This window comes from Variovorax sp. GW821-FHT09B01 (assembly GCF_059418345.1).
Map to the genome: position 1 here is coordinate 634,593 of NZ_JBWKPQ010000002.1, position 20,688 is coordinate 655,280.

The 20,688-nt window shown below is 72.9% G+C and carries 10 protein-coding genes; 1 reads left to right on the plus strand and 9 read right to left on the minus strand.

The features are described 5' to 3' along the window. Window positions 1–16: 16 nt before the first annotated feature. From AC07RV_RS09990 to AC07RV_RS10030, 9 genes are all read right to left on the minus strand, one after another. Window positions 17–12,001 carry a putative filamentous hemagglutinin family protein gene (locus tag AC07RV_RS09990; RefSeq protein WP_296787947.1) on the minus strand — a complete coding sequence of 3,995 codons (11,985 nt, stop codon included), beginning with the start codon at window positions 11,999–12,001 and terminating at the stop codon, window positions 17–19. Between the two features lie 113 nt (window positions 12,002–12,114). After that, on the minus strand, window positions 12,115–13,134 hold the full coding sequence (locus AC07RV_RS09995; protein ID WP_296787944.1) for a FecR family protein: 1,020 nt from the start codon (window positions 13,132–13,134) through the stop codon (window positions 12,115–12,117). A gap of 46 nt (window positions 13,135–13,180) precedes the next feature. Beyond that, on the minus strand, window positions 13,181–13,684 hold the full coding sequence (locus tag AC07RV_RS10000; RefSeq protein WP_143129107.1) for an RNA polymerase sigma factor: 504 nt from the start codon (window positions 13,682–13,684) through the stop codon (window positions 13,181–13,183). After that, the gene (locus AC07RV_RS10005) at window positions 13,681–14,391 is read right to left on the minus strand and encodes an STN domain-containing protein (protein ID WP_296787941.1); all 711 of its coding nucleotides are present in this window, start codon (window positions 14,389–14,391) and stop codon (window positions 13,681–13,683) included. The genes AC07RV_RS10000 and AC07RV_RS10005 overlap by 4 nt, the downstream gene beginning before the upstream one ends. Before the next feature lie 170 nt (window positions 14,392–14,561). Beyond that, window positions 14,562–14,930, minus strand: a complete 369-nt coding sequence (locus AC07RV_RS10010) for a hypothetical protein (RefSeq protein ID WP_296787939.1) — start codon at window positions 14,928–14,930, stop codon at window positions 14,562–14,564. Between the two features lie 5 nt (window positions 14,931–14,935). Then, window positions 14,936–16,408 (minus strand): DUF1501 domain-containing protein, encoded by a 1,473-nt coding sequence (locus AC07RV_RS10015; RefSeq protein ID WP_296787937.1) that lies wholly within the window; start codon window positions 16,406–16,408, stop codon window positions 14,936–14,938. A gap of 43 nt (window positions 16,409–16,451) precedes the next feature. Beyond that, on the minus strand, window positions 16,452–18,293 hold the full coding sequence (locus AC07RV_RS10020; RefSeq protein WP_296787935.1) for a DUF1800 domain-containing protein: 1,842 nt from the start codon (window positions 18,291–18,293) through the stop codon (window positions 16,452–16,454). Window positions 18,294–18,503: 210 nt separating this feature from the next. After that, complete coding sequence (locus AC07RV_RS10025) at window positions 18,504–18,851, minus strand: hypothetical protein (RefSeq protein WP_296787933.1); 348 nt, start codon at window positions 18,849–18,851, stop codon at window positions 18,504–18,506. A gap of 134 nt (window positions 18,852–18,985) precedes the next feature. Continuing rightward, entirely contained in the window at window positions 18,986–19,930 is a 945-nt protein-coding gene (locus AC07RV_RS10030) for an adenylate/guanylate cyclase domain-containing protein (RefSeq protein ID WP_296787931.1), read from the minus strand. Window positions 19,931–20,276: 346 nt separating this feature from the next. Between AC07RV_RS10030 and AC07RV_RS10035 the strand changes: the two genes are divergently transcribed. Further along, entirely contained in the window at window positions 20,277–20,612 is a 336-nt protein-coding gene (locus tag AC07RV_RS10035; protein ID WP_093341860.1) for a hypothetical protein, read from the plus strand. Window positions 20,613–20,688 lie beyond the last annotated feature (76 nt).

Consider the following 20,688-nt stretch of genomic DNA (forward strand, 5'->3'; position numbering starts at 1 on the left):
GCGGCCTCGCCTCGTTTCAATACCCCAGCGTTCGCCGCTCCGCCGGCGTGAGCTGGTTGCGCTCGGCCGGCCCCATGGCCGAATCGCCGAGCACCTGCACCGCGCTGCCGCTGCGATAGCCGGTGCGCTGCGGCGCGGCATCGTTGCCGGCCGGCGCGGCGGGTGTGCCGGGCACGGGCTCGTTGCCGAAGCCCAGCACGCGCACCGTGAACACCGAGGGCAGCGCCTGCCGCGCGGCCGTGCGTTCGCGCTGTACCGAGTCCTGCGCGGCCATCGCGGCCTGCGAGGCGGCGGCGCTGGCGCTGGTGAGCGCGCCCACGTTGACCGAGGCCACCACGGGCAGGCCGCTCGATTCCCCCTTGACCTGGATGTTGGCCGCGTTGACCACCTGCAAGGCCGCGAGGTTGACGTTGCCCGAGACGCGGATGCCGGCCTCGCCCGCGTCGATGGTGCCCAGTGGCGCGATCAGGTCGACGTCGCCCGGCGGCACCTCGGCGATCGGTGCCAGCGTGGCGATGCCGGCGCCGGTGCTCGGCACGTTCGACGACAGCCGGATGTTGCCGAGCGCGTCGTAGCTGCGCTTGGGCGGGGTGTAGACCAGCGTGGTCTTGCTGCCGCGCCCGGCATTGATGTCGCCCTCGGCCGACCAGGCGAGGATGCCGCCGCCGAAGGTGGTCATGATGCGCGAGAGGCCCAGCAGCACGCTGTCGCGCGTGTAGATCTCGACCGCGCCCTCGCCCTGCGTGAGCAGGCCGGTGCTCGGTGGCGGCAGCACGCCGTTGGCGCCGAGCGTGAGCCCGCCGCCGGGCGCGAGCACCTGGATGCCGCCACCGAACAGCGTGTGCGTGCCCGCCGCGCCCTGGAACACGATGCTGCCGCGCCGCTCGACCGGCTGCCCCTGGGCATCGGCTGGCGGCAGCAAGGCGCCGATCGCCTCGCGCCCGCGCAGGTAGCTGCCCGCGCGCCGGCTCTCGGGGTCGTTGTATTCGCGGCCACCCTGGCGCAATTCCTCGTAGAACACCTCGCGCACCAGCACGCCCTGCTGCTCGGCCGGCAGCGCGAGGAAGGCCGCGAGCGCGCCCTCGGCACCGCCCGCATAGCCGAAGCGCTCGCGCAGCCAGGCCAGCAACCGGTCCTCGTAGGTCTTCGCGACCTTGCCGGCCTGGTCGGCCAGCGGACTGGCGGCATCGGCGAGCCTGGTGCGATCGAAATAGCGCGCGGCGAAGCCGGCGTAGTCGGGCCCGCCCGCGCCCACGCCGGCCGACAGCACGATCGAGGCGCCGGGACGGGTGTCGCCCTCGGCGACCGGACCGATGCTGCGCAGCGTGGATGCGCTCACCTGGTTGCCCAAGAGCGGCTGCCCCTGCAGGATGTTGCGCCCGGCCGAGACGTCCAGCAGGCCGGGCCCCGCCACGTCGAGCGTGGCGTTCAGCACGTCGCGCCCCGCATCCAGCAGGGAGACGTCGAGCGCGCCGCTGTGCGCGATGTAGCCGGTCGCGATGATGTCGCGGCCGGCGCGCATCTGCACCGGCTTGCCGGCGATGTAGAAGTTCTCCACCGCGGCGCCACCCTCGTAGCGCGCGACATAACGGCCGGTGTTGGCCAGGATGTCGCCGCGCACGGCATACAGGCGGATCGGCTCGCTGCCCGGTGCGTGCAGCAGGGTCGCGCGGTCGACGCCGTGGCCGAACAGCACGCTGCCCTCGATCAGCAGGTCGTAGAGGTCCGCTTCCGGCGACGGCACATCGAGCGGGCCGTAGAAGTTGCTGGCCACCCACGCGCCGGGGGAACCCATCAGCCACAGCGGGCGCTCGGGCGTCGCCAGCGCGGACAACGGTCCGCTCGACATCGCGGAGGTGCCGGACACCCGGTCGCGCGCCAGCAGTTCGAGCCGTCCCTGGCGCGAGGGCGCGAGCGTGATGTTGGTGGCGATCGAACCGTTGGCCGCGATCGCCGACAGGCGGCCCGGGTCGTAGCGGATCCACTCCCCGTTGTTCGTGATCGACTTGCGCTGCTGGATGTCGCCGCCGGCCGAGAAGAGCTCGAGCCCGCTGCGCTCGGTCCACAGCGTGAACGAGGTCAGCGCCGGATTCTCCTGCCCGTCGAACGAGGCCTGCGTCGCGCCGCCGAGCAGCACGACACGCCCGGCGTCGCGCGAGGTGAGCGCCATCAGGTCGCCGCGCGCATCGACGGCCATGGTGCCGTCGCCGACCACCAGGCCGAGCCAGCCGTAGCCGAGCCGGTCGCGCGGCGCCTGCGCGTCGACCGCGCGCGGGTCGAGATCGGACTTCAGGCCGTAGCCCGATTCCAGCGTCATGCCCACCGCGCCCGCCCTGACGCGGCTGTCGCCGCGCAGGTTGACGAGCTGGCCGCCGGTGGTCGGTATCTCGCCGATATCGCGGCCGGCGTTGATGCGGCCGCCGACGTCCACGCTCAGGCGTCCGCCGCCCGATGCGAGCACGGTGCCGTCGGCGCCCACGCGGCCGCTGGAAGCCACGACCAGGTCGAGCGCCGAAGTCGTGCCGCCGACGTCGGCCAGGCCGAGGTTCGAGGTCGATCCGGCATCGCCGCCGGCGCGCACGCTCAGGTGCCCGCCGCCCAGCGTTCCGATGCCGCCGAAGCCCGCCAGCTCGATGCCGCCGGAGAGCGGCGACACGGTGTACTGGCCGAAGTTGATGCCCCAGGCCGCGCGCTGCCCGAACTCGGCACCGCCCTGGCGCCAGAGCCAGTAGCCGATGCCGTTGCTCGACTTGAGGTTGCTGGTGTCGCCGATCGCGAAGCCGCGCACGTCGCCCTGCGCCGACAGCAGCAGGTCGCCGCCGCCCTCGGTGAAGAACATGCGGCGCGCGTTGAGCGTGGCCTCGTAGTCGGGGTAGCCGAGCACCGAGCCGTCCCAGGTGCGCGCGCGTGGGGCGTCCCACGCTTCGCTGCCGGCGATCTGGGTGCCGGCGGTGTAGACGCCGAAACGCGAGGACTGCCGGTAGTCGCGCCCGGCCAGTACGTCGAGGTAGCCGGTGCCGGTGCGCACCACCGAGATCGCGTCCTCGGGTCCCGACTGCGTCGACGAGAGGTGCGGATCGTCCAGCAGCACGTCGCCGCGCGCGCCGAGCAGCGATGCCGCGGTCACGCCGCGGGTGTCGGCCGACGCGAGGTCGGCACCGCCCACCAGCCGCATCGACCACGAGCGCATGCCCGGCGCGAGCATGTCGGCCACGACCATCATGCGGCCCTGCCCGTCGGGGCGCCGGCTCCAGCCGAAGTCGTCGGGCGTGTCGGGTGGCGGCGCGAAGCCGTCGGAGATGCTGCCGTTGATCACCAGGTTGCCGCCCGCGCGCAGCACGACCACGCCGGGTTCGCCGGAACCGCGCCGCGATGCATCGGCGCCCGGCCCATAGCGCCAGCCCGAGAAATCGAGCTCGCCGCGCACCGTGAGGTCGCCTTCGCTGCGCAGCTCCAGGCCGGGGCGCAGGTGGAAGGCATCGCCGAAGGCGCGCAGCCCCGCGAGCCGCGCGCGGGTGGCGCCGCTGGCATTCGCCGCGTCGATGAAGGCGCGGCTGTCGGCGTGCAGCGTCTCGAGGTAGGCGCTGTCGACCACGCCATCGGCCGGCGCGTGGCGCGCGAAGGCATTGACCGCGATGCTCTCGGCGCCGCGCACCGTGAGGCCCGCGGCCGCGTCCACCGCCACGCCGTCGGCGCCGAGGCGCGCTGCGTTGATCTCGAGGCGCCCGCGCGCCACCGCGTCGGCCGAACGCAGGTCGATGGTGGCGGCGGCGTCGAGCCGCACCGTGCCGGCCGCGGATGCGAGCTCGACCTGCGCGCGGTTCGAGGCCTCGATGACCTGTCCGCGGCCGTCGAGCGCCAGGCGCGTGCCATGCGCATCGAGCACCGCGCCCGGCGCCAGCAGCAGCCGGTCGCGCGCGGCCAGCCGGATGCTGCCCACGTCCTCGCCGCTGGCGTCGATGCGGCCGTTGACGGTGAGCGAGCCACCGTCGGCCGAGACCTCGATGCGGTTGGCGCGCAGTTCGTCGCCGATCGCGAGGTCGCCGGTCTTCACGACGAAGCCGCGGCCGCCGAAGACGCCGCCCTCGTTCAGGCGCCGGTTGAGTCCCGCGAAGTCGTCGAGCGAGCGGGCGCGGATGTCGATGCTGCCGGACTCGCGCGCCGCCGGCGAGGCGCCGAGGATGGCGCCCGCGAGCTGCACGCGGCCGTCGGCGCCCGTGGCGGTGACGCGGACCGAGCCCGCCGGCTTGCCCGCCGCCGAGACGTCGATGCGCGAGCCGGCGGCCTGCTCGACCGCGCCATGGGCGGATTCGATCAGCAGGTCGCCGCCGCTGCTGAAGCGCGTGAGGTCGAAGAAGCCCAGCGCACGCCCCGCGAGGTCGATGGCCGCGCCACCGCCGAGCCGCACGTCGCGCTCGGCCTCCAGCACCAGCCGGCCGCTGGGCAGCGCCACGGCGGTGTCGAGCTCGATCGAGCGCCCGGCCAGACGCACTTCGGCGCCCAGTGCTTCGGCACCCGCGACGCCCGCGCCGCCGCGGCCCGCGCCCTGCGGCGCCGTCACGCGCACCGCGTCGCCCGCGCGGTAGGCCATGAACGAGCCCGCCTCGCCGGTCAGCAGCGGCGTGTTCAGCAGCAGCTCGCCGCCACGGCGGCTGGCCGCATCGGCGCCCTCGCGGTACACCGACAGCGTCGCGCGCCGGTTGGCCGTGATGCGCTCGGTGGCGTCGAGACCGACGCGCGAGAACCCCAGGATCAGCCGGTCGAGCGCGACCTGGTCCTGCGCCCGCTGCAGCGGGCCGTAGCCGAACTCGATGCGGCGCGCATCGACCACGAGGCTGCCGGCGCCGGTGCCCGGGCCGCCGGGCGCCACCGCGCCGGGCGCGCGGCTCGCGAACGGCGCTTCGGGCGTGCCCGCCCCGGTGGACAGGCCGTTCCAGATCAGCGTGTCGGTCGCGATCCGCGCCCTGTCCCCCGCCGAACCCCAGCCGTAGACGGCGGGCGTGTTCAGCTGCAGCACCGCGGGCGCGATGCCCGCGCCGTGCGCCGCGCGCAGGTCGAGGTCGACGCTGCCGAAGAAGTTGAGCGCGTTGCCCGCGGTCAGCGTGAGCTGCTCGATCGGCGTCTGGCCCGGCACCGTGGGCCGCAGCAGCCGCTCGAGCATCTCCTGGCTCAGGCGCACGCCGGGAGCGATCGCGCCCTGCGCCTCGGCGGCCGCGAAGGATTCGCGCGTGCCGACGTTGATCGCGGGCGCGGCCATGGCCAGGTAGCGCGCGTTGATCTCGGCCTCGCCGAGCGTCACCGGGCCGCTGCTCAGGAAGCTCACGGTGCCGCGGGTGCGCAGCATCGCGCCGTCCGCGATGGTGATCGACCCCCGCGTCGCCGACGGATCGCCCTGCGGCGGCGCGAAGTCGTAGACGCCGTTGCCCACCGCGAGGATCGCGTTGGCGCCCTGGCTCGCCGAATCGAGGTAGACGTAGCCGTAGCTGGAATCGAAGCCGGCGGTGCCGCTGCGCGAGGTGTCGACCAGCGCGCCGCGCTCCACGCGCACCTCGTGCCCGGTCAGGAAGACCTGGCCCGCCGCGAGCCGCGCGCCGTCGCGCACGACCACGGCCGCCTGCTCGGCGCCCGTGATCACCACGTGCGGACCGACCGGCACCTGGCCCGAGCCGACCACCACGAACACGTCGCGCAGGCCGTACACGCCGCCCACGATCAGCGTGCCCGCGTCGAAGGCCGAGAGCTGCGCCGCGTCGAACGAGACGAAGCCCGGCGTGGCCGCCGCGCCCGGCGCCACCACCTCCGCCGCGCGCCGGCCGGTGAGGAACAGGTTGCCGTCGAGCGCGGCCGCGCTGCCCGAACCCGCCCCCGCCTCGCCGCGCAGCCGCGCCACGCCCTCGAAGGACAGTGCCCGGCCGGTCGCGCTGCCGGTGTCGATGTGCACGCTCTGGCCGTCGCGCTCGAGGCGCGCGCGCACCTCGCCGAAGGTGGCGGCGCGCGCGAGCGCGAAGTCGGCGTAGCTGGTCTCGTTGTACTGCGAGAGGCTGCGCACCGCGCTGCCCGGCGTCAGCGTGACGGCGGTGGGCAGCGCGTCGCGCACGGCGGTGTTGGCGATGCCGAGGTAGCCGCTGGCGCGCACCGATCCACTGGCGCGCAGCGACTCGAAGGCCTGGCCCGAGCCGCCGCCGAGCTCGATGCGCCAGGCGCCGGGCAGCAGCGCGTAGGTCGAGGGCATCAGCGTGTAGGTGCCCGCGGGCAGGCCGCCCACGGGCGCATCGAAGCGGATCTGCTGGCCGATGCGCGGCGCGCCGGCGCCCGCATCCGGGGCCACCGGCGCGTAGCCGCCCGCGAAGCCCGGCACCAGCGCATAGACGCCGGCGCCCGCGCTGCTGAAGCCGTAGAAGGGATTGGCGTCGACCAGCGGCGTGCGCAGCACGTCGACCGAGCCGCCGCGCCCCGTGAAGAAGCCGGCGCCGGTGAGCCGGCCGCCGCCCGACACGTCGAGCACCGCGCCCGCCTCGGCCGTGATCCGCGACTGGCCGAAGGCCACGCCGGGGCGCACGAACTGCTCGGCATACAGCTCCGGCCGGCCGGCCACCGAACCCAGCGGCAGGTACTCGACCGTCTGGCCGTTGTAGGCGTAGCGGATGTTGTCCACGGTGCCGCCGTAGGGCATCACCATGCCGGCGGCGCTGGTCGAGGTGAGGCTGCCGTCGCGCAGCAGCACCTCGAACATCTGCTCGCGCAGCGGCGGCGTGCCGATGCCGAAGGCGGGCTTGGTGCCGAAGATGATCGAGCCCAGCGGCGCGCGCACCACGCCGCCCTGGTCGATGGTGGCCGCCGCCAGCGTGAGCGTGCCGAAGGCCGAGGCCGGCATCGCGGGCGGCGCGCCGGTGCCGCGGATCGTGAGCCGGCGCGCGGGATCGTAGCTGTCCGTCTGGCCGATGACGGAGCGCAGGGCCACGCGCAGCTCGCCGGTGGCGCCGGTGGTGGGATAGAGCTGGGCCGCGGTCACCGTGAGGTTGCCGCCGGTCTCGAGCGTGCCGTTGGTGAAGCGCACGTCGCCGCGGCTGGTCAGCGCCACCTCGTCGAAACCGTGGAGGTCCAGCGGCCGGGCCTCGACCAGCCAGCCGAAGGGCGTGGCCACGAGGCCCTGGCTCACGCCGGTTGGGCCGAACAGGTTGGAGGCCCGCACGTCGATCAGCTCGGCCTGGATGTCGAGGCGGCCGCTGTTGGCGGTGGAGGTGCTCCGCGGCACCAGGCCCGACAGGAATTCCGGCGCCTGGACCTCGATGGCGACCTTGCCGTCGAGCAGCACGTACGGCGCGGCCAGCACGACCCGCGCGGGCGGCGCGGCCGTGGAAGCGGCGAAGGCGCCGCGGCGCAGGATCAGGCTCTCGGGCAACCGCAGCTCGAGGTCGCCTTCGATCTCGAGGATGTCGCGGTTCCACAGTTCCAGCGTGCCGAAGCCGCCCGCGCGCACCTCTTCGGCGCTCAGGCGCGCACGCGCATCGACCAGCGAGCCGTCGGCCACGCCGGGCCGCAGGCCGGCGGCGGCGCCGCTGGCGACGCGGTCCTGCGTCAGCGTCATGACCTGGACGCGGTGCGCGTTGCCCGGCGGGTTCTCGAGCGCCAGGTTCAGCGTGCCACCGGCCGCGCCCTCGCCGCCCGCGGCGGCGCGCAGGCTGCCGTCGTTGAGGATGCCGCGCGACGAGCCGATGCGGATCAGGCCGCCGTCGCCGGCCAGCCGCTGGAGGCGCGCACCGCCGGGCGGCAGGTTGTCCTGCGCCGCGTCGACCTCGGCGTAGGCGCCCGAGGCGTCGAGCCGCGCGCCGGGCCGGATGATCACGTGCGCGCCGGTGGTCTTGAGGAAATCGCGGCTGGCGCGGGTGTAGTCCTCGAGGCCGATGCGGATCGAGCCGCCGTCGGGCGCGATGCCGTAGCGCAGGCCGTCGCCGTCGAAGGCGGTGTACGCGCGGCCGGCGGCGTCGAGCACCGCGTCGCCGCCGATCCAGATCGACGTACCGAGCGGCGCGAGGCCCAGGGCGGTCGTGCCGCGCGTGACGGCGCTGGTCAGCACGATGTCGCCGCCGGGCGCGACCACCCGGCCCTCGACCGTGAGCTGGCCCTGCGCCACCAGCCGCGCCTGGCGGCCGGGATCGACATCGATCTGCACGCCGCCCGGCAGCAGCAGCTCGGCGCCGTGCAGGCTCAGGTCGGCGCCGGTGCGCGCCGTCAGGCGGTGCCGCGGCGCATCCTCCGCGTACAGCGGCGGCAGCCAGCGCTCGAGCGCGCGCGCGGTGTCGGTGCCGCTCGGCAGCTCGCGCGCATCGGCCGCGGCACGCAGCATCGGCACGCGCGGCGCGAGGTCCTCGTTCACCAGGACGCCGCCGAAGCTGGTGAGGCGGTAGCGCGAGAAGCCGCTTTGCAACAGCGCCGGATCGAGCCGCTGCGCCGGCACGAAGTCGACGTCCTGCGCGAAGCGCGTGCCGCCATCGACGATCCGTCCCGGCGCATAGACCGTCGGGATCGCGGCGCGCTCGCCGGCCTGCTGGGTGAAGGTGTAGGGAAAGGTCGGGAGGCCGGCGGGAAAGACCGCCGACGGCAGCACGGTGCCCGGCACGAACTGGCCCTGGACGTAGTCGATGCGGGTGCCGGCGGGCATCCGGCTGCCCGCCTCCAGGGACCCGAGCGAGGTGCCGAGCGTGACACCCACTGGCACGACCCAGTCGGCGCCCGTCACGATCGGCGTCGTGATCTGGGCCGAGACGTAGTCGGCCAGGGCGACGTCCTGCACCGTCACGCTCAGCGTGGTCGAGGCGCGCATCGGCAGCCGCTCGCCGAGCCCGATGCGCAACTCGCGCGCGAGCACCACCGCCAGCGGCACCGCCGTGCCGGCCGCGAGTCGCCCGCTTTCGAGCAGGGCGTGCTCGCCGAACACCACGCTCGAAGGCGACTGCAGCGTCAGCGTGCCGCCGCCCAGCACGCCGCTGGCGCGCAGCTCGCCGTCCAGCCGCAGTTGCACGCCGGCGGGGTTCTCCTCGAGGTTGGTCTCGACGAAGGCCGCGCCGGCCAGCAGGCTCGCGCTGCCGCCGCGCCCGCCCGCGAGCCGGCCGTTGCGCGCCAGCGTCGCGCCCGAGGACACGTCCACCACGCTGCCGCGCTCGAGCGCGATGCTGCCGTGCGTCATGCGCACCGAGAGGCTGCCGCCGTCGACGAAGGCGGTGCTCGCCTCGCCGTCGACGTCGCCGCCCTCGCGCTGCTGGTTGCTCCACGCGCCGCGCAGGTCGAGCCGCGCGCCCTGCGCGAGCACGAAGCTGGACGACCCGTCCTCGCGCACCAGCAGCGTGCCGAGGCTCGGCGAGCTCGTGGTCGCCACCGGCGCGATGTTGCCGACCACGATGCTGCCGGCGCGCGCGCTCACGTCGGCCTCGATGCGCGCGGTGGGCGCGACGATCTCGAGCCGGCCGCCATCGGCCAGCCGCAGCGCGCGCTCGATGCGCACCTCGCCGTTGGCGACGATCTCGAGCCCGCCCAGGCCGAAGCCGGACAGCCGCGCGGCATCGAGGAAGGCGGTGCCGATGCGTTCGGCGGGCAGCGCGGCGGCCGGATCGCTCGCCAGCGCATCGGCCACGTCGGCGACCTCGCCGATGCGCACCCGGGTGTCGAAGGCGCCATCGACGCCCACGCCGCCCATGCGCCGCAGCGCCAGCGTGCCGGCTCGCGCCACCGCGAGCTGCGACTGCGCATAGCCGTCCTGCGCCGCGCTGCGCGCCTGCGTCTGGCGCGGGCCGCGGAACACCGTCGCCTCGACCTCGCCCTCGAGCACCGCCGTGGGCGCGCTCACCACCAGCCGGCCGGCATCGCGCCCCACCGTGTAGCCGTTCTCGAGCAGGCGCTGCGGGCCGATCAGCGGGTTGTAGAAATAGCCGGTGGTCTTCCTGCCCCAGCGCGCATGCGCATCCTCGAAGCCGCGGTACACGCCCTCGAACACCATGTCGGCCGGCGCCTTGTCGAGCCGGTACAGACGCCCGTCGCTGCCCTTGAGCCAGCTCTGGTTGAGATAGCCGGTGCGCACGTCGATCGAGCCGCCCGACAGGTTGATCGCGGCGCCGCGCTGCGTCACGACCTCGGCCGCGCCCAGCGAGACGGTACCGCCCTGCGCCAGCCATTCGCCGATGCCGTGCGGCTGGTTGCCCAGGTAGCCGCCGACCTCGAGCAGGCCGCCGGCGGTGTAGTAGCGATCGCTGTCGTACACGCCCGGCTTGGCCGGCACGTAGCTCAGGCGCCGGCGATCGATCCAGACGTTGGCGTTGTTGAGCTTGCCGGTGTCGCGATTCAGCGGCGCGTCGCGCTGCTCGTTGCCCTGGATGTTGACCTGGACGTTGTTCGATGCCATCGCCACGCTCACGCCGACGGCGCCCGCCACGTCGAGCCGTGCCTCGTTCGCCACCAGCACGCGCCGCGCCGCGCTCGCCGCGACCTGGCCGCCGGTCGCCAGCACCAGCGAGCCGCCCTCGAACTGCACGTCGCCGCCCGACACGATCTCCACGCGCGACAGGTCGCGGCGGTCCTGCTGGCGCGAGAGGTTGTCGAACACGCCGGGCGTGGCCTGGGTGCGCAGCCGGTCGAGGCGGGCCGAGTCGGCCATCAGCACGTCGCGCTGGCTGTCCAGCGCGCTGAAGCGGTCGTCCGCATCGATCAACACCGCCGTGACCGCCTCGCGGCCCGTGGCCACGCGCCCCTTGGCATCGGCCGCCGAGTTCAGCAGGTGCACCGTGCCGCGCGCGTTGACGGTGGTGGTGGCGAGCGCCACGCCGTCCTGGCGCACCGTGCGGCCGGCCAGCGTGATGTCGCCCTCGCTCGCGACGATCAGGCCGCTGTTGCGCACCAGCCCGGCCGTGCTGTCGGGCACGAACCGGGGCGCGATCTCGTTGCCGCGCGTGGTCGAGAAGGTGTTGGCGTCGGTGCCCACGCCCTTGCGGATCGCGAAGCTGTCGCCGGCCGCGAGCTGCGCCTGGCCGCGCGGCGTGGCGATGCTGCCGGCGTTCTCGACCTCGTGCCCGAGCAGCAGCACGTAGCCGCCGCCCTGCGTGACCGACACGGGCTGCCGGGTCGCGATGCGCGCGCCGGCCTGCACCTCGACCTTGCCCAGCGCGTCGGTGAACACCGGCTGCGGCTGGCCGTTGACCTGGGCGCTGTAGAGGCCGTTGTTCCGGAACTGCTCGTCGCCGATGCGCGCCGCGGCCGCCACCAGGTTGCGCGTGTCGACCTGGCTGCTGCCGCTGAACACCACGCCGTTGCGGTTGGCGATCAGCACCGTGCCGTCTGCCTTGATCTGGCCCTGGATGCGGCTGGGCCGCGCCTGCGGATCGTTGACGCGGTTGAGCACCGCCCAGTCGGGCTGCTGCTGGAACTCCACCGTGGTGTGGTGCCCGACGTTGAAGCTCTCCCAGTTGAGGATGGCGCGGTCGCCGGTCTGGCGGATCGCGACCGTGGTGCGGCCGTTGGCCTGCGTCTGCTGCGGTGCCTGCGCGTTGAGCCAGCCGGCGCTGAGGCTGTTGCCGTCCACGCGCAGGCCGCCCTCGGCCAGGCCGTCGGGCACCGAGGCCTCGCCCTGCGCGGCCAGCCGCGCCGCGGCCTGGGCCGCCTGCTGGGCCGCGATGCCGCGCGCGGCCAGCTGCAGGTTGTCGAGCGAGCGCTGCAGCTCGGCGTTGGCGCGCTGCTGCTGCGCCTGCGGGTGGGTCAGCAGCGCGGCGGGCTGGCCGTTGGGCAGCCGGCCGGTGGCGGCGGCCGTGGCCTGCGCCATGTTCTTCTGCGCCATCCAGCCGGCGCTGAAGGCGCGCTGCGCCTGCGCGCCGCCTGTGGCCAGCGCCATCGCGAGGCCGGCGATGGCCCAGGCGACCGGATGCAGCGGCTGCGCCTGGCGCGGGATGGCGCCCTGGGCGCGGGGTGGATGGTGCGGCGGGGTTCGGTCGGTGGCGCGTCGCGGGGTCGAAGACATGGTGGCGGGTCCGTGTAGGCGTCGGGGTCGGTCGTTGAAGTCCTGACCTAGACGTTGGCGCAGCGAAGACCCGCCAAGGAAATCCGACTTTTTTTGCGGACCCGCGGCCGCGCTCAGCCCAGCATCACGATCCCGCCCGGCCAGCGTGTCGCGCGCGCGCCGAACAGCACCTCGATCTGCTCGATCGCCTCGTCGAGCGCGTTGATCCGGAAATGCCCGCTGAGCCGGTGGCGCGCAAGCGAATCGCTCGCCAGCACGACCCGGCCGTTGCGGTAGCGGTTGATCTCGTCCACCGCCTCGCTCAGGGGCGTGGCGCGGAACACCAGCTCGCCACGGCGCCAGGCCTGGGTCTGCGCCATGTCCACCTGCGCCACCGGCGACACGCCGGTCGCGCCGCACCAGATCTGCTCGCCCTCGCGCAGCGCGACGGTGCGCGTGGGATGCATCACCTCGACGCGGCCCTCGATGCAGCTCACGCGGTAGCGCTCGTCCTGGCGCCACACGGCGACATTGCCCACGCCGGGCACGATGCGCAGCTCGCCCGCGACCAGCTCGACGAAGGGCGCGCCGGGGCCGCGCCGCAGCGTGGCCTCGCCCGCGATCAGCCGGATGCGCTCGCCGCCGCCGGCCGCGGCGCCGGGCTGCACGGCGAGGCTGGTCTGGGTGTTGAGCATCAGCTCCACGTCGGCCGCCAGCGTCACCGTGGCCTGCTGGCCGGTGCCGGTGCGGTAGTCGGCCACCAGCTCGGACCACGAGGGCCACAGCGCCAGCGGCGGATGCACCACCGCCGCGATGGCCGCGGCGCCCGCGCTCGCGAAGCCCGCGCCGAGCAGCCAGCGCCGGCGCGTGTCGACCGCCACCGCGGCCTGCACGGCCGCGCGGCCCGGCGCGGCGGCGGCCTCGGGGAAGAGCCGCTGGTGTGCCTGCGCCACGCCGCCGATCGCCTGCCACTCGCGCTTGGCGCGCTCGAAGGCCTGCGCATGGCCGGGGCCGCGCGCGCGCCATTGCGCGAGCTGGCGCGCGTCCTTGCGCGTGGCCGCACCCGAGCGCAGCCGGCGCACCCAGGCGCGCGCCTCCTCGTCGAGACGGGAGGCAAGGACTTCGGAATCGTCGTCGGCCATGTTCGAGATCATCGGTGTGCTGCTGACTGGACGTTCGGCGCCGGGGCCGACCGCCAATTCAATCCTTGCGCGGCCCTCGCATCTGTTCGACGCAGAACTCGTGCGCCAGGTGGATCTCGCGCTCGACGCGGCGCAGCGAGATCGCGTAGCGCTGCGCCAGCTCCTTCTGCGGGATGCCCTCGACGCGCGAGGCGAACAGCAGTTGCCGGCGCAGCGGCGGCAGCAGCTCCATCGCGCGTGCCACCGCCTCGAGGTCGATGCGCGCCTCGACCGCGACCGCCGGGTCGATGGCCTTCTCGTCGGTCATCAGCAGCTCGTCGACCTCCTCGCCCGAGAGCTCGAGCCGGTCGGCGCGGATGCGGTCGATCGCGATGTTGACCGCGGTGCGCAAGAGGAAGCTCTGCGGGCTGTGCACCGGGCCGGCCGGCGCGCGCACCGAGAGCTTGACGTAGGTGTCGTGCAGCACGTCCTCGGCCAGCTCGACCGAGCCGAGCCGGTGCGAGAGCTTGCGGCGCAGCACGTCGTAGCGCTCGACCAGGAAGTTCAGCAGGCCGGCGCTCATGGGCGGCAGTCGCCGGTCTGCGCCGGCTGGCGCGGCAGGATCAGCAGCGCGATCGGCTGCGCCAGGCCCTCGGGCGGCGCCGATTCCAGCGCCAGGCCCGTGAGCCGCGCGGCGATGCGCGCATCGCGCCGTTCGTTGCCGGTGGCATGCAGCACCACGCGCTCGACCACCGGGGCCTCGGCATCGATCCAGAGGTTGAGCGCCAGCCGGTAGCTGCCGGGCATGGTGACGGGATCGCCGCACAGCGCGGCGGTCACGCGGGCCTGCAGCTGCGCGTAGTAGGCGCGGCGCGCGGCGCTCGCCGCGATGGCGGTTCGCGTGTCGGCCGTCGCGGCAACCGGCGACGTCCCGGCGGCGGGCGCCTCGGGCCGCATCAGCATGAAGGCCGCCTGCGAGGTGTAGCGCACCACGATGCCGCTGCCCGCGAGCAGCTCGCGCAGCGCGGCCTCGGGCGTGTGCTCGCCCTGCAGCGGGCCGGCCATGCGGCCGTCGGCGATCGCGTCGTCGTAGAGCAGCGACTGGCCGGTCTGCGCATGGAAGCGGCTCAGTGCCGCGGCCAGCGGCAGGCGCGGAATGTCGAAGTGCATCGGCGCCGCGGGATCGGCCACGGCGGTCCGTGGCGCGTCGGCGCGCGCGGCCGGCATGCCGCCCAGGAGCACCGCCACCGCCATCAGTCCCGCCGCGAGCTGTGAACCCGCTGCGGGCATGCCGGATCGAGGAAGGAGGTGCAGGAAAGGTGCATGCGCGGCGTGTTCGGAGGAGCCGGGCCGTGGACGTCGGGACCATCGCAGCCGGGGCGAGCCGGATGGTGACTGCGCTGCGTGACGGATTCGTGTCGGTGCGATGACAGGCGGCGCCGCGCTGGCCGCCCGGCGCCTCAGCGGCCCGCGCCGGCCTGCCTCGAGCGGCCGCGCACGCGCTCGTAGCGGTAGACGCGAAAGCCCTCGTCCTGCACGAAACCCACGGGCTCCCAGCCGCGCGTCAGCGCGCAGTCGGTGATCTGCGCCATCTGCACGCCGAGGTAGTCCTGCAGCACGTCGTCGACCGCGAGCTCGAACTTGCGCAGCTCGCGGTCCAGCGCCTCGATGGCCGCGATCGCGGCCGCGACGCTGGCGAAGGGCCGGCGCCGCGCGAGGCCGAGGCCGGGCGTCGCGGGCGGTGCCTCGCGGCGCGGCTTCGGACCGAAGTCCACGCTGATGCCGCCCTCGACGCTGTCGAGGCTGCCCATCAGTGTCACGTGGCCCATGATGTTCATCCCATGAACCCGATGTCGCGCGGATACGCGATGCCGTTGGCCGTGCGCCCGAAGTTCTTCAGGTTCGGCAGGATCCCGTCGAGCTGGCTGTCGGGCACGCCGAACCAGCGCGCGAGCGTGGCGGCGTACTGGTCGACCGAGGTGGTGGGCAGCAGGCGGCCCTGACCCACGTGCCACTGGTCGGCATCGGCCGCGGTATTGCCGATGCTCACCGGCGGCGGCGTGCCGTAGATCGCCCTGCCCTTCACCGCGCCGCCGACCACGAAGTGATGGCCGCCCCAGCCGTGGTCGGAGCCGTCGCTGTTGTACGAGAGCGTGCGGCCGAAGTCCGAGGCCGTGAAGGCCGTGACCTGGTCGGCGAGTCCCAGCGTCGCCATCTGGCGATGGAACGCGGCCATCGCGTCGGACAGTCGCTGCATCAGGCCGGGCTGGTTGGCGATCAGGCTGTCGTGCAGGTCGAAGCCGCCCATCGAGACGAAGAAGACCTGGCGCTTCACGCCCAGCGAGGCGCGGCCGCGGATCAGGCGCGCGACCATCTTGAGCTGGCTCGCGAGGCCGTTGTTGGCCGGGAAGGCGCCGGCGGGAAAGTCGCTCTGGATCGCCGCCGTGACCTGGCCCTCGGCCTTGACCGCGCGCCGGACCACCTTGCTGTATTCCTCCTCGAGCGTGTGGCCGCGCGATTGCTGCGCGAGCTGCTGCATCGCGGCCTTGACGGTGTCGGAACCGAACAGGTTGCCGGTGTTGGTGCCCACGCTGTAGATGCGCACCGCGCCGCCGGTGCCGACCTGGTACTGCAGCGCCTGGTCGCCCGAGAGGAAGACGGCATTGCCCGACACCGACATGCAGGTGAACAGCGCGCCGGTGTTGCCCGACAGCACGAGGTCGCCGATGTTGCCGCCCCAGCCCACGGTCGAGCCCTCGGGCGAGGACGACTGCCAGACCGACTGCTGGTCGTTGTGCGAGAACAGCTTGGGCGGCACCGGCCAGGACTTGCGGTTGCCGCTGTCGTACTGGGCGCGCGTGATCGGCGCGATCAGCGGGCCGACGTTGAGCTGCACCGCCACCTTGCCCTCGTTGTGGAACAGGTCGGCCAGCGCGGTCATCGACGGATGCAGCGCGTACTGGCGGCCGCCCGGCAATGCCTGCGTGGGCGCGAGCAAGGTGGGCAGCAGCTGGGCGCGCGCGATCGCGATGCCGCCGCCGGCATCGCCGTTGCCGCCGCGGATCTGGCTGTACTTGCCGTAGCTGTCGGTGTCGTAGGTGACCACCGTGTTGGCGTAGTCGTTGCCGCCGTAGAGGAAGACGCAGACCAGCGCCTTGTAATCGTCGCCGGGCGCGGCCTGGGCCGCGGCCTCGCCCATGGTCGCGAGGTTGAGCGCGAACGGCAGCGCGGTGCCGGCCATCGCGAGCTGGCCCGAGCGGCGCAGGAAGGCGCGCCGGGTGTGGCGCGCGGGATCGATCAGATGCATGGGCGCCGCTCCTGGCTGGCCGTGTTCGTCGGGGTCATGGGGTTCATTTCTGCACCAGGTATTCGGGCGCGCCCATCACCAGCATCACGGCGGCGTAGACGCGGTTGAGCCGTGCGCCCTCGCTGCTGCTGGCGTTGAGCGCGGGCGTGGCGAGCGCGTTGACGATCAGGCTCACCGTGGCGCTCGAGAGCTGGTTGCCGGTCAAGAGCAGGTTGAGCCGCTTCACGAGTGCCGCGGGGTCGAGCGCCAGCGCCTTCTCGGCCGTGTAGGCGGCGCGCACGTCGCCGTTGTCGATGCCGTAGGGCAGCGCGTTCTGCAGGAAGTTGAGGTAGCCGCCCACGCTGGACTCGTTGACGATCTGGAACTCGGGCGCCACCAGCTTGCGCTCGGCGATGGCGGTGGCCGGCGGCACGTAGCCGGGCCGGAAGTAGTTGAAGACCGAGGGCGAACGCAGCGGGCTCTGGCCCAGGCCGTAGCTGGCATTGCTCTGGTCGCCGATGCGCCAGGTGCCCTTGGTGGAGCTCGCGCCGAAGCTGCGGCCCCACTGCGCCAGCCGCAGCATCGGCTCGCGCAGGCGGCCGAAGTCGGGGCTGGCCAGGCCGGCCGGCGCGCGCGCCTCGTCGTCGATCAGCACGGCGGCGAACACCGCCTTCATGTCGCCGCGCACGCCCGCGCCGTTGTCGGCGAAGGCCGCGGCCACGCGCTTCACGTAGGCCGGGCTCGGGTTGCTCGTGACCAGCCGCTGGATCAGCTGCCGGCCGATGAAGGGGCCGACGTTCGGGTGGTTGAACAGCGTGTCGAGCGCGATCTTGAGCGCGGCGGCGCCGGGCGTGTTGGCGGGCACGGTGGTGCCGAGGAACTTGGCCTCGAGCATCGAGTGGCGGCTCGCGACGAGCACCATCGGCCGCGTGGTCCAGTCCTTCGTCTCGACGGTGTAGCTGGCACCCGGCGGACGGAAGCCGTTCTCCTCGCCGGGCTTGATGTCGAGGTCGTAGCCGGTGAAGACGCGCGCGAGCTGGGTCACGTCGTTCTGCGTGTAGCTGTCGAGCGGCTGGCCGTCGGCGCCGGTCTTCGGCGTGCCGTCGGCCTCGAGCTGCTGCAGGCCGATGCTCATGAGCTGCATGACCTCGCGCGCATAGTTCTCGTCGGGCTGGCGGCCGCGGTTGTTCTCCTTCTGGTTGCCGCGCGTGTTGAGGTAGAAGCCCATCGCGGGATTGAGCGTCACGGCCTCGAGCAGCTGGCGGAAGTTGCCGCTGCTGCCGGCGGCCAGCATGTCCCAGTACTGGGCCATCATGTACGTCGGCCAGCTCGAGCCGATGTCGTTGGCCGAGACCACGAAGATCTCGCTGAGCGCGAGCGCCATGCGCTTGCGCACCGCGTCGCCCGACAGCATGAGCTGGCGCCAGACGGTGGCGTCGATGTCGGTGGCGTTGTAGGGCTGGCTCTCGACCCATTCCCAGGCGGTCTGGGTACGCGGCGCGCTGAACTGCTGTTCGAGCCAGGGCAGATAGCCGAGGCTGCGCACCGCGGCGATCTCCGGCTCGGAGGCCGAGAACTGCGCCTGCAGCAGGAAGCGCGCGGCTTCGGCGTCGCTCTTGGCCTGCAGGTAGTGGTAGGGGCCGGTGTCGGCCGGCGTGGCCGGATCGGGCTGCGGGTTGGCGCCGCCGCCCGCGCCCGGGAAGATGCCGCCGCCCGCGCCACCGCCGCCTCCTCCGCCGCCACAGCCCGCGATCAGCGCCGGCATGGCGAACAGCGCCAGGCCCTTCAGCGCCTTGGCCGATCCCTCGTGGGCGGGCGTGCCGTGGCCGTCCCCGTCCCGCGCCAGCGGCGCATCCCCCGTCTCATGAGCCGCTGCCTGCTGGCCGGCTTCTTCCGTGTCGAACATGACCCTCGCTCCTGCGGCGCCCGCGCGCCGATGGGGCTCAGGAGGCAAGGGTCATGCCCTACCGGTTTCCGTGGATCGAGGGGCCGGAACCGGCGGACTTTCGGCTTAGGAATGTGAACTTGTGTGACTTTTTCGTCGTTCAAGAAACACAATTTGACAATTCCTGTCGCGGATTGTCTTCAGCAAGCGCTCAGGCGGACACTGGGCGGGTCAGTCGTCGTCCCCGTCGTCGTTGGGCGCGCGGTACGGGTAGCCGGGGCCGTAGTAGAGCCGGCCCGGCGGCGGCGCGATCAGCGGTGCCGGCCGGTAGTACACGGGCGGCGGCGGGCGGTAGTACACCGGCGGGGGCGGCGCGTAGTAGATCGGCGCGGGCTCGTAGTAGACGGGTGGCGGCGCGTAGTACGGGGGCGGATAGCCCACGCCGGGCGTGCCGATCTCGATCGACCAGTGGCCGCGCGCGTTGGCGGCACCGGCCGCGAACAGCGAGGCGAGCGCCACGGCGGCGAGCGCGGCCAGGTGCAGGCCGCGGGACGAGGAAGAAGAAGGCTTGAGGTTCACTGAGGGCTCCCGGTCCAGGCTGGCTGGAAACGACCGCGAACGGCGGTCCGATGCACGAGCAACGCCCGGCCCCCGCGCCCCGTGCACGCCCGGCCACCGCTTCTGGTAGCCAAACGTGACGAGGCGGCCGCCCTTCAGCCGACCGAGCGGCGCGACAGCAGCACGTCGCCGCCCATGGTGTTGAAGGCGATGGTCGGCGCGCTGAAATCGCTGAGCGGCGCGCCGAGCCCGATCTCGCCGCTGCCGTGCAGCACGCATTCCTCGCGCCGCAGCGCGATCTCGCTGCTGGGCCCGGCATTGCCGTGGAAGCGCACCCAGGTGCCGTAGGTGCTGATGTCGGTCAGCACGCAACTGCCCTGGCGCAACTCGATGCGCGCATGCAGGCGCGACACGCGCGGATCGTTGACCACGAACTCGGCGTCGTCGACGCGGCCCAGGTGGATCGGCAACTGCTCGGTACGGAACATCGAGCGCACGTCGAGCCAGCTCAGTTCGATCTGGCCGAAGTTCGAATCGGCATGGCGGATCGCCATCAGCGCGGCCGGCACCGTCAGCGAGGCGGTCACGTCCTCCTGCCAGTCGATGCGATGCACCACCGAGAGCTCGCTGCGGCCGCGGATGTTGATCGGGCCGAGGTCACGGTGATGGACCGAGCCCTCGGGCAGTTGGGCGATCACCGATTCGGTGGCCCAGATCTGGCTCGGCCCCGCGAGATCGCTGAGCCGCGAGGCCAGGTTGACCGCGTCGCCGAAGCAGTCGCCGTCGACCTCGAGCACCTCGCCGCTGGCCACGCCGATCTGCAGTTCCATGCGCAGCGGCGCGGGCCAGGCCAGCAGGCGCTTCTGGTGCTGGCGCTGCAATTCGATCACCGACTGGATCGCGCCCGCGCCTTCGGCGAAGAGCGCGAACACGCCATCGCCCAGCGACTTCACCACCCGGCCGCCATGCTTTTCGCACACCGCCCCGATCCATTGCGTCAGGCGCGTCACCGTCTCGGTGGCCCGGGCATTGCCCATCGCCTCGAAGACCCGGGTGCTCCCGGTCAGGTCCGCAAACACCACAGTGGAGTTGACAACCATGTTCTGAATTCGGCCTCACCGCCGTTGTTTTGAGTTTTCTTATCTCCGACCGGACACGGAGAACGCCGAAATCCGGTCATCCCTGGACGGGTTTGTACCGTCAAATCCTTCACCAAGTCGCACTATTCTGAAGAGGAAGAGTGAGCTGTCGGATAAATACTGTGGGCCATGTAGGAAAAGTCCTGCATTTGCCTTAATACTTTAGAAAACACTCCTCACTTTTTGCTCGAACTGCTACGTAAAGTGTGTTGTTTTCAAACAAGAAACAATGTTCCACAACTTGTGTCTTGATCATCGCCCGATTAAGGTAACCGTCACCTTTGCTCCTGGTGTTACGTAACTCGCCATGTCGATCATCCGTCGTCTGCTTCGTCTGCTGCACCTTTCGGGTGGTGCCAGTGCGCGCACCAAGGATCTGCAGCTCGGCCGCATCCGCAGCGCGATGCTGTCGCTGCTGCCATCGCACGGCGGCCACTCGGTGCAACGCGTGAGTCAGCGCGTGCGCTTTGCCGCCGATGTCGAAACCCTCTGGTATCTGCGCCAGGACGTGATGACCGCGCTGAGCGCGGTCGACGGCGAAACCGCCGCGCGCCGCAAGATGAAGGGCATCAACAGCATGTTCGAAGGCGGGTTGCCGGGCTCGATGGGACCGCGCACGCACCAGCGCATTCCCCACCACTGATGTAACGGACGGCAGGCGGTCGCGAGCTGCCTGTCGTTCGCTTCGAGGCGGCCTCCGGGCCGCCTTTTTTTTGGCG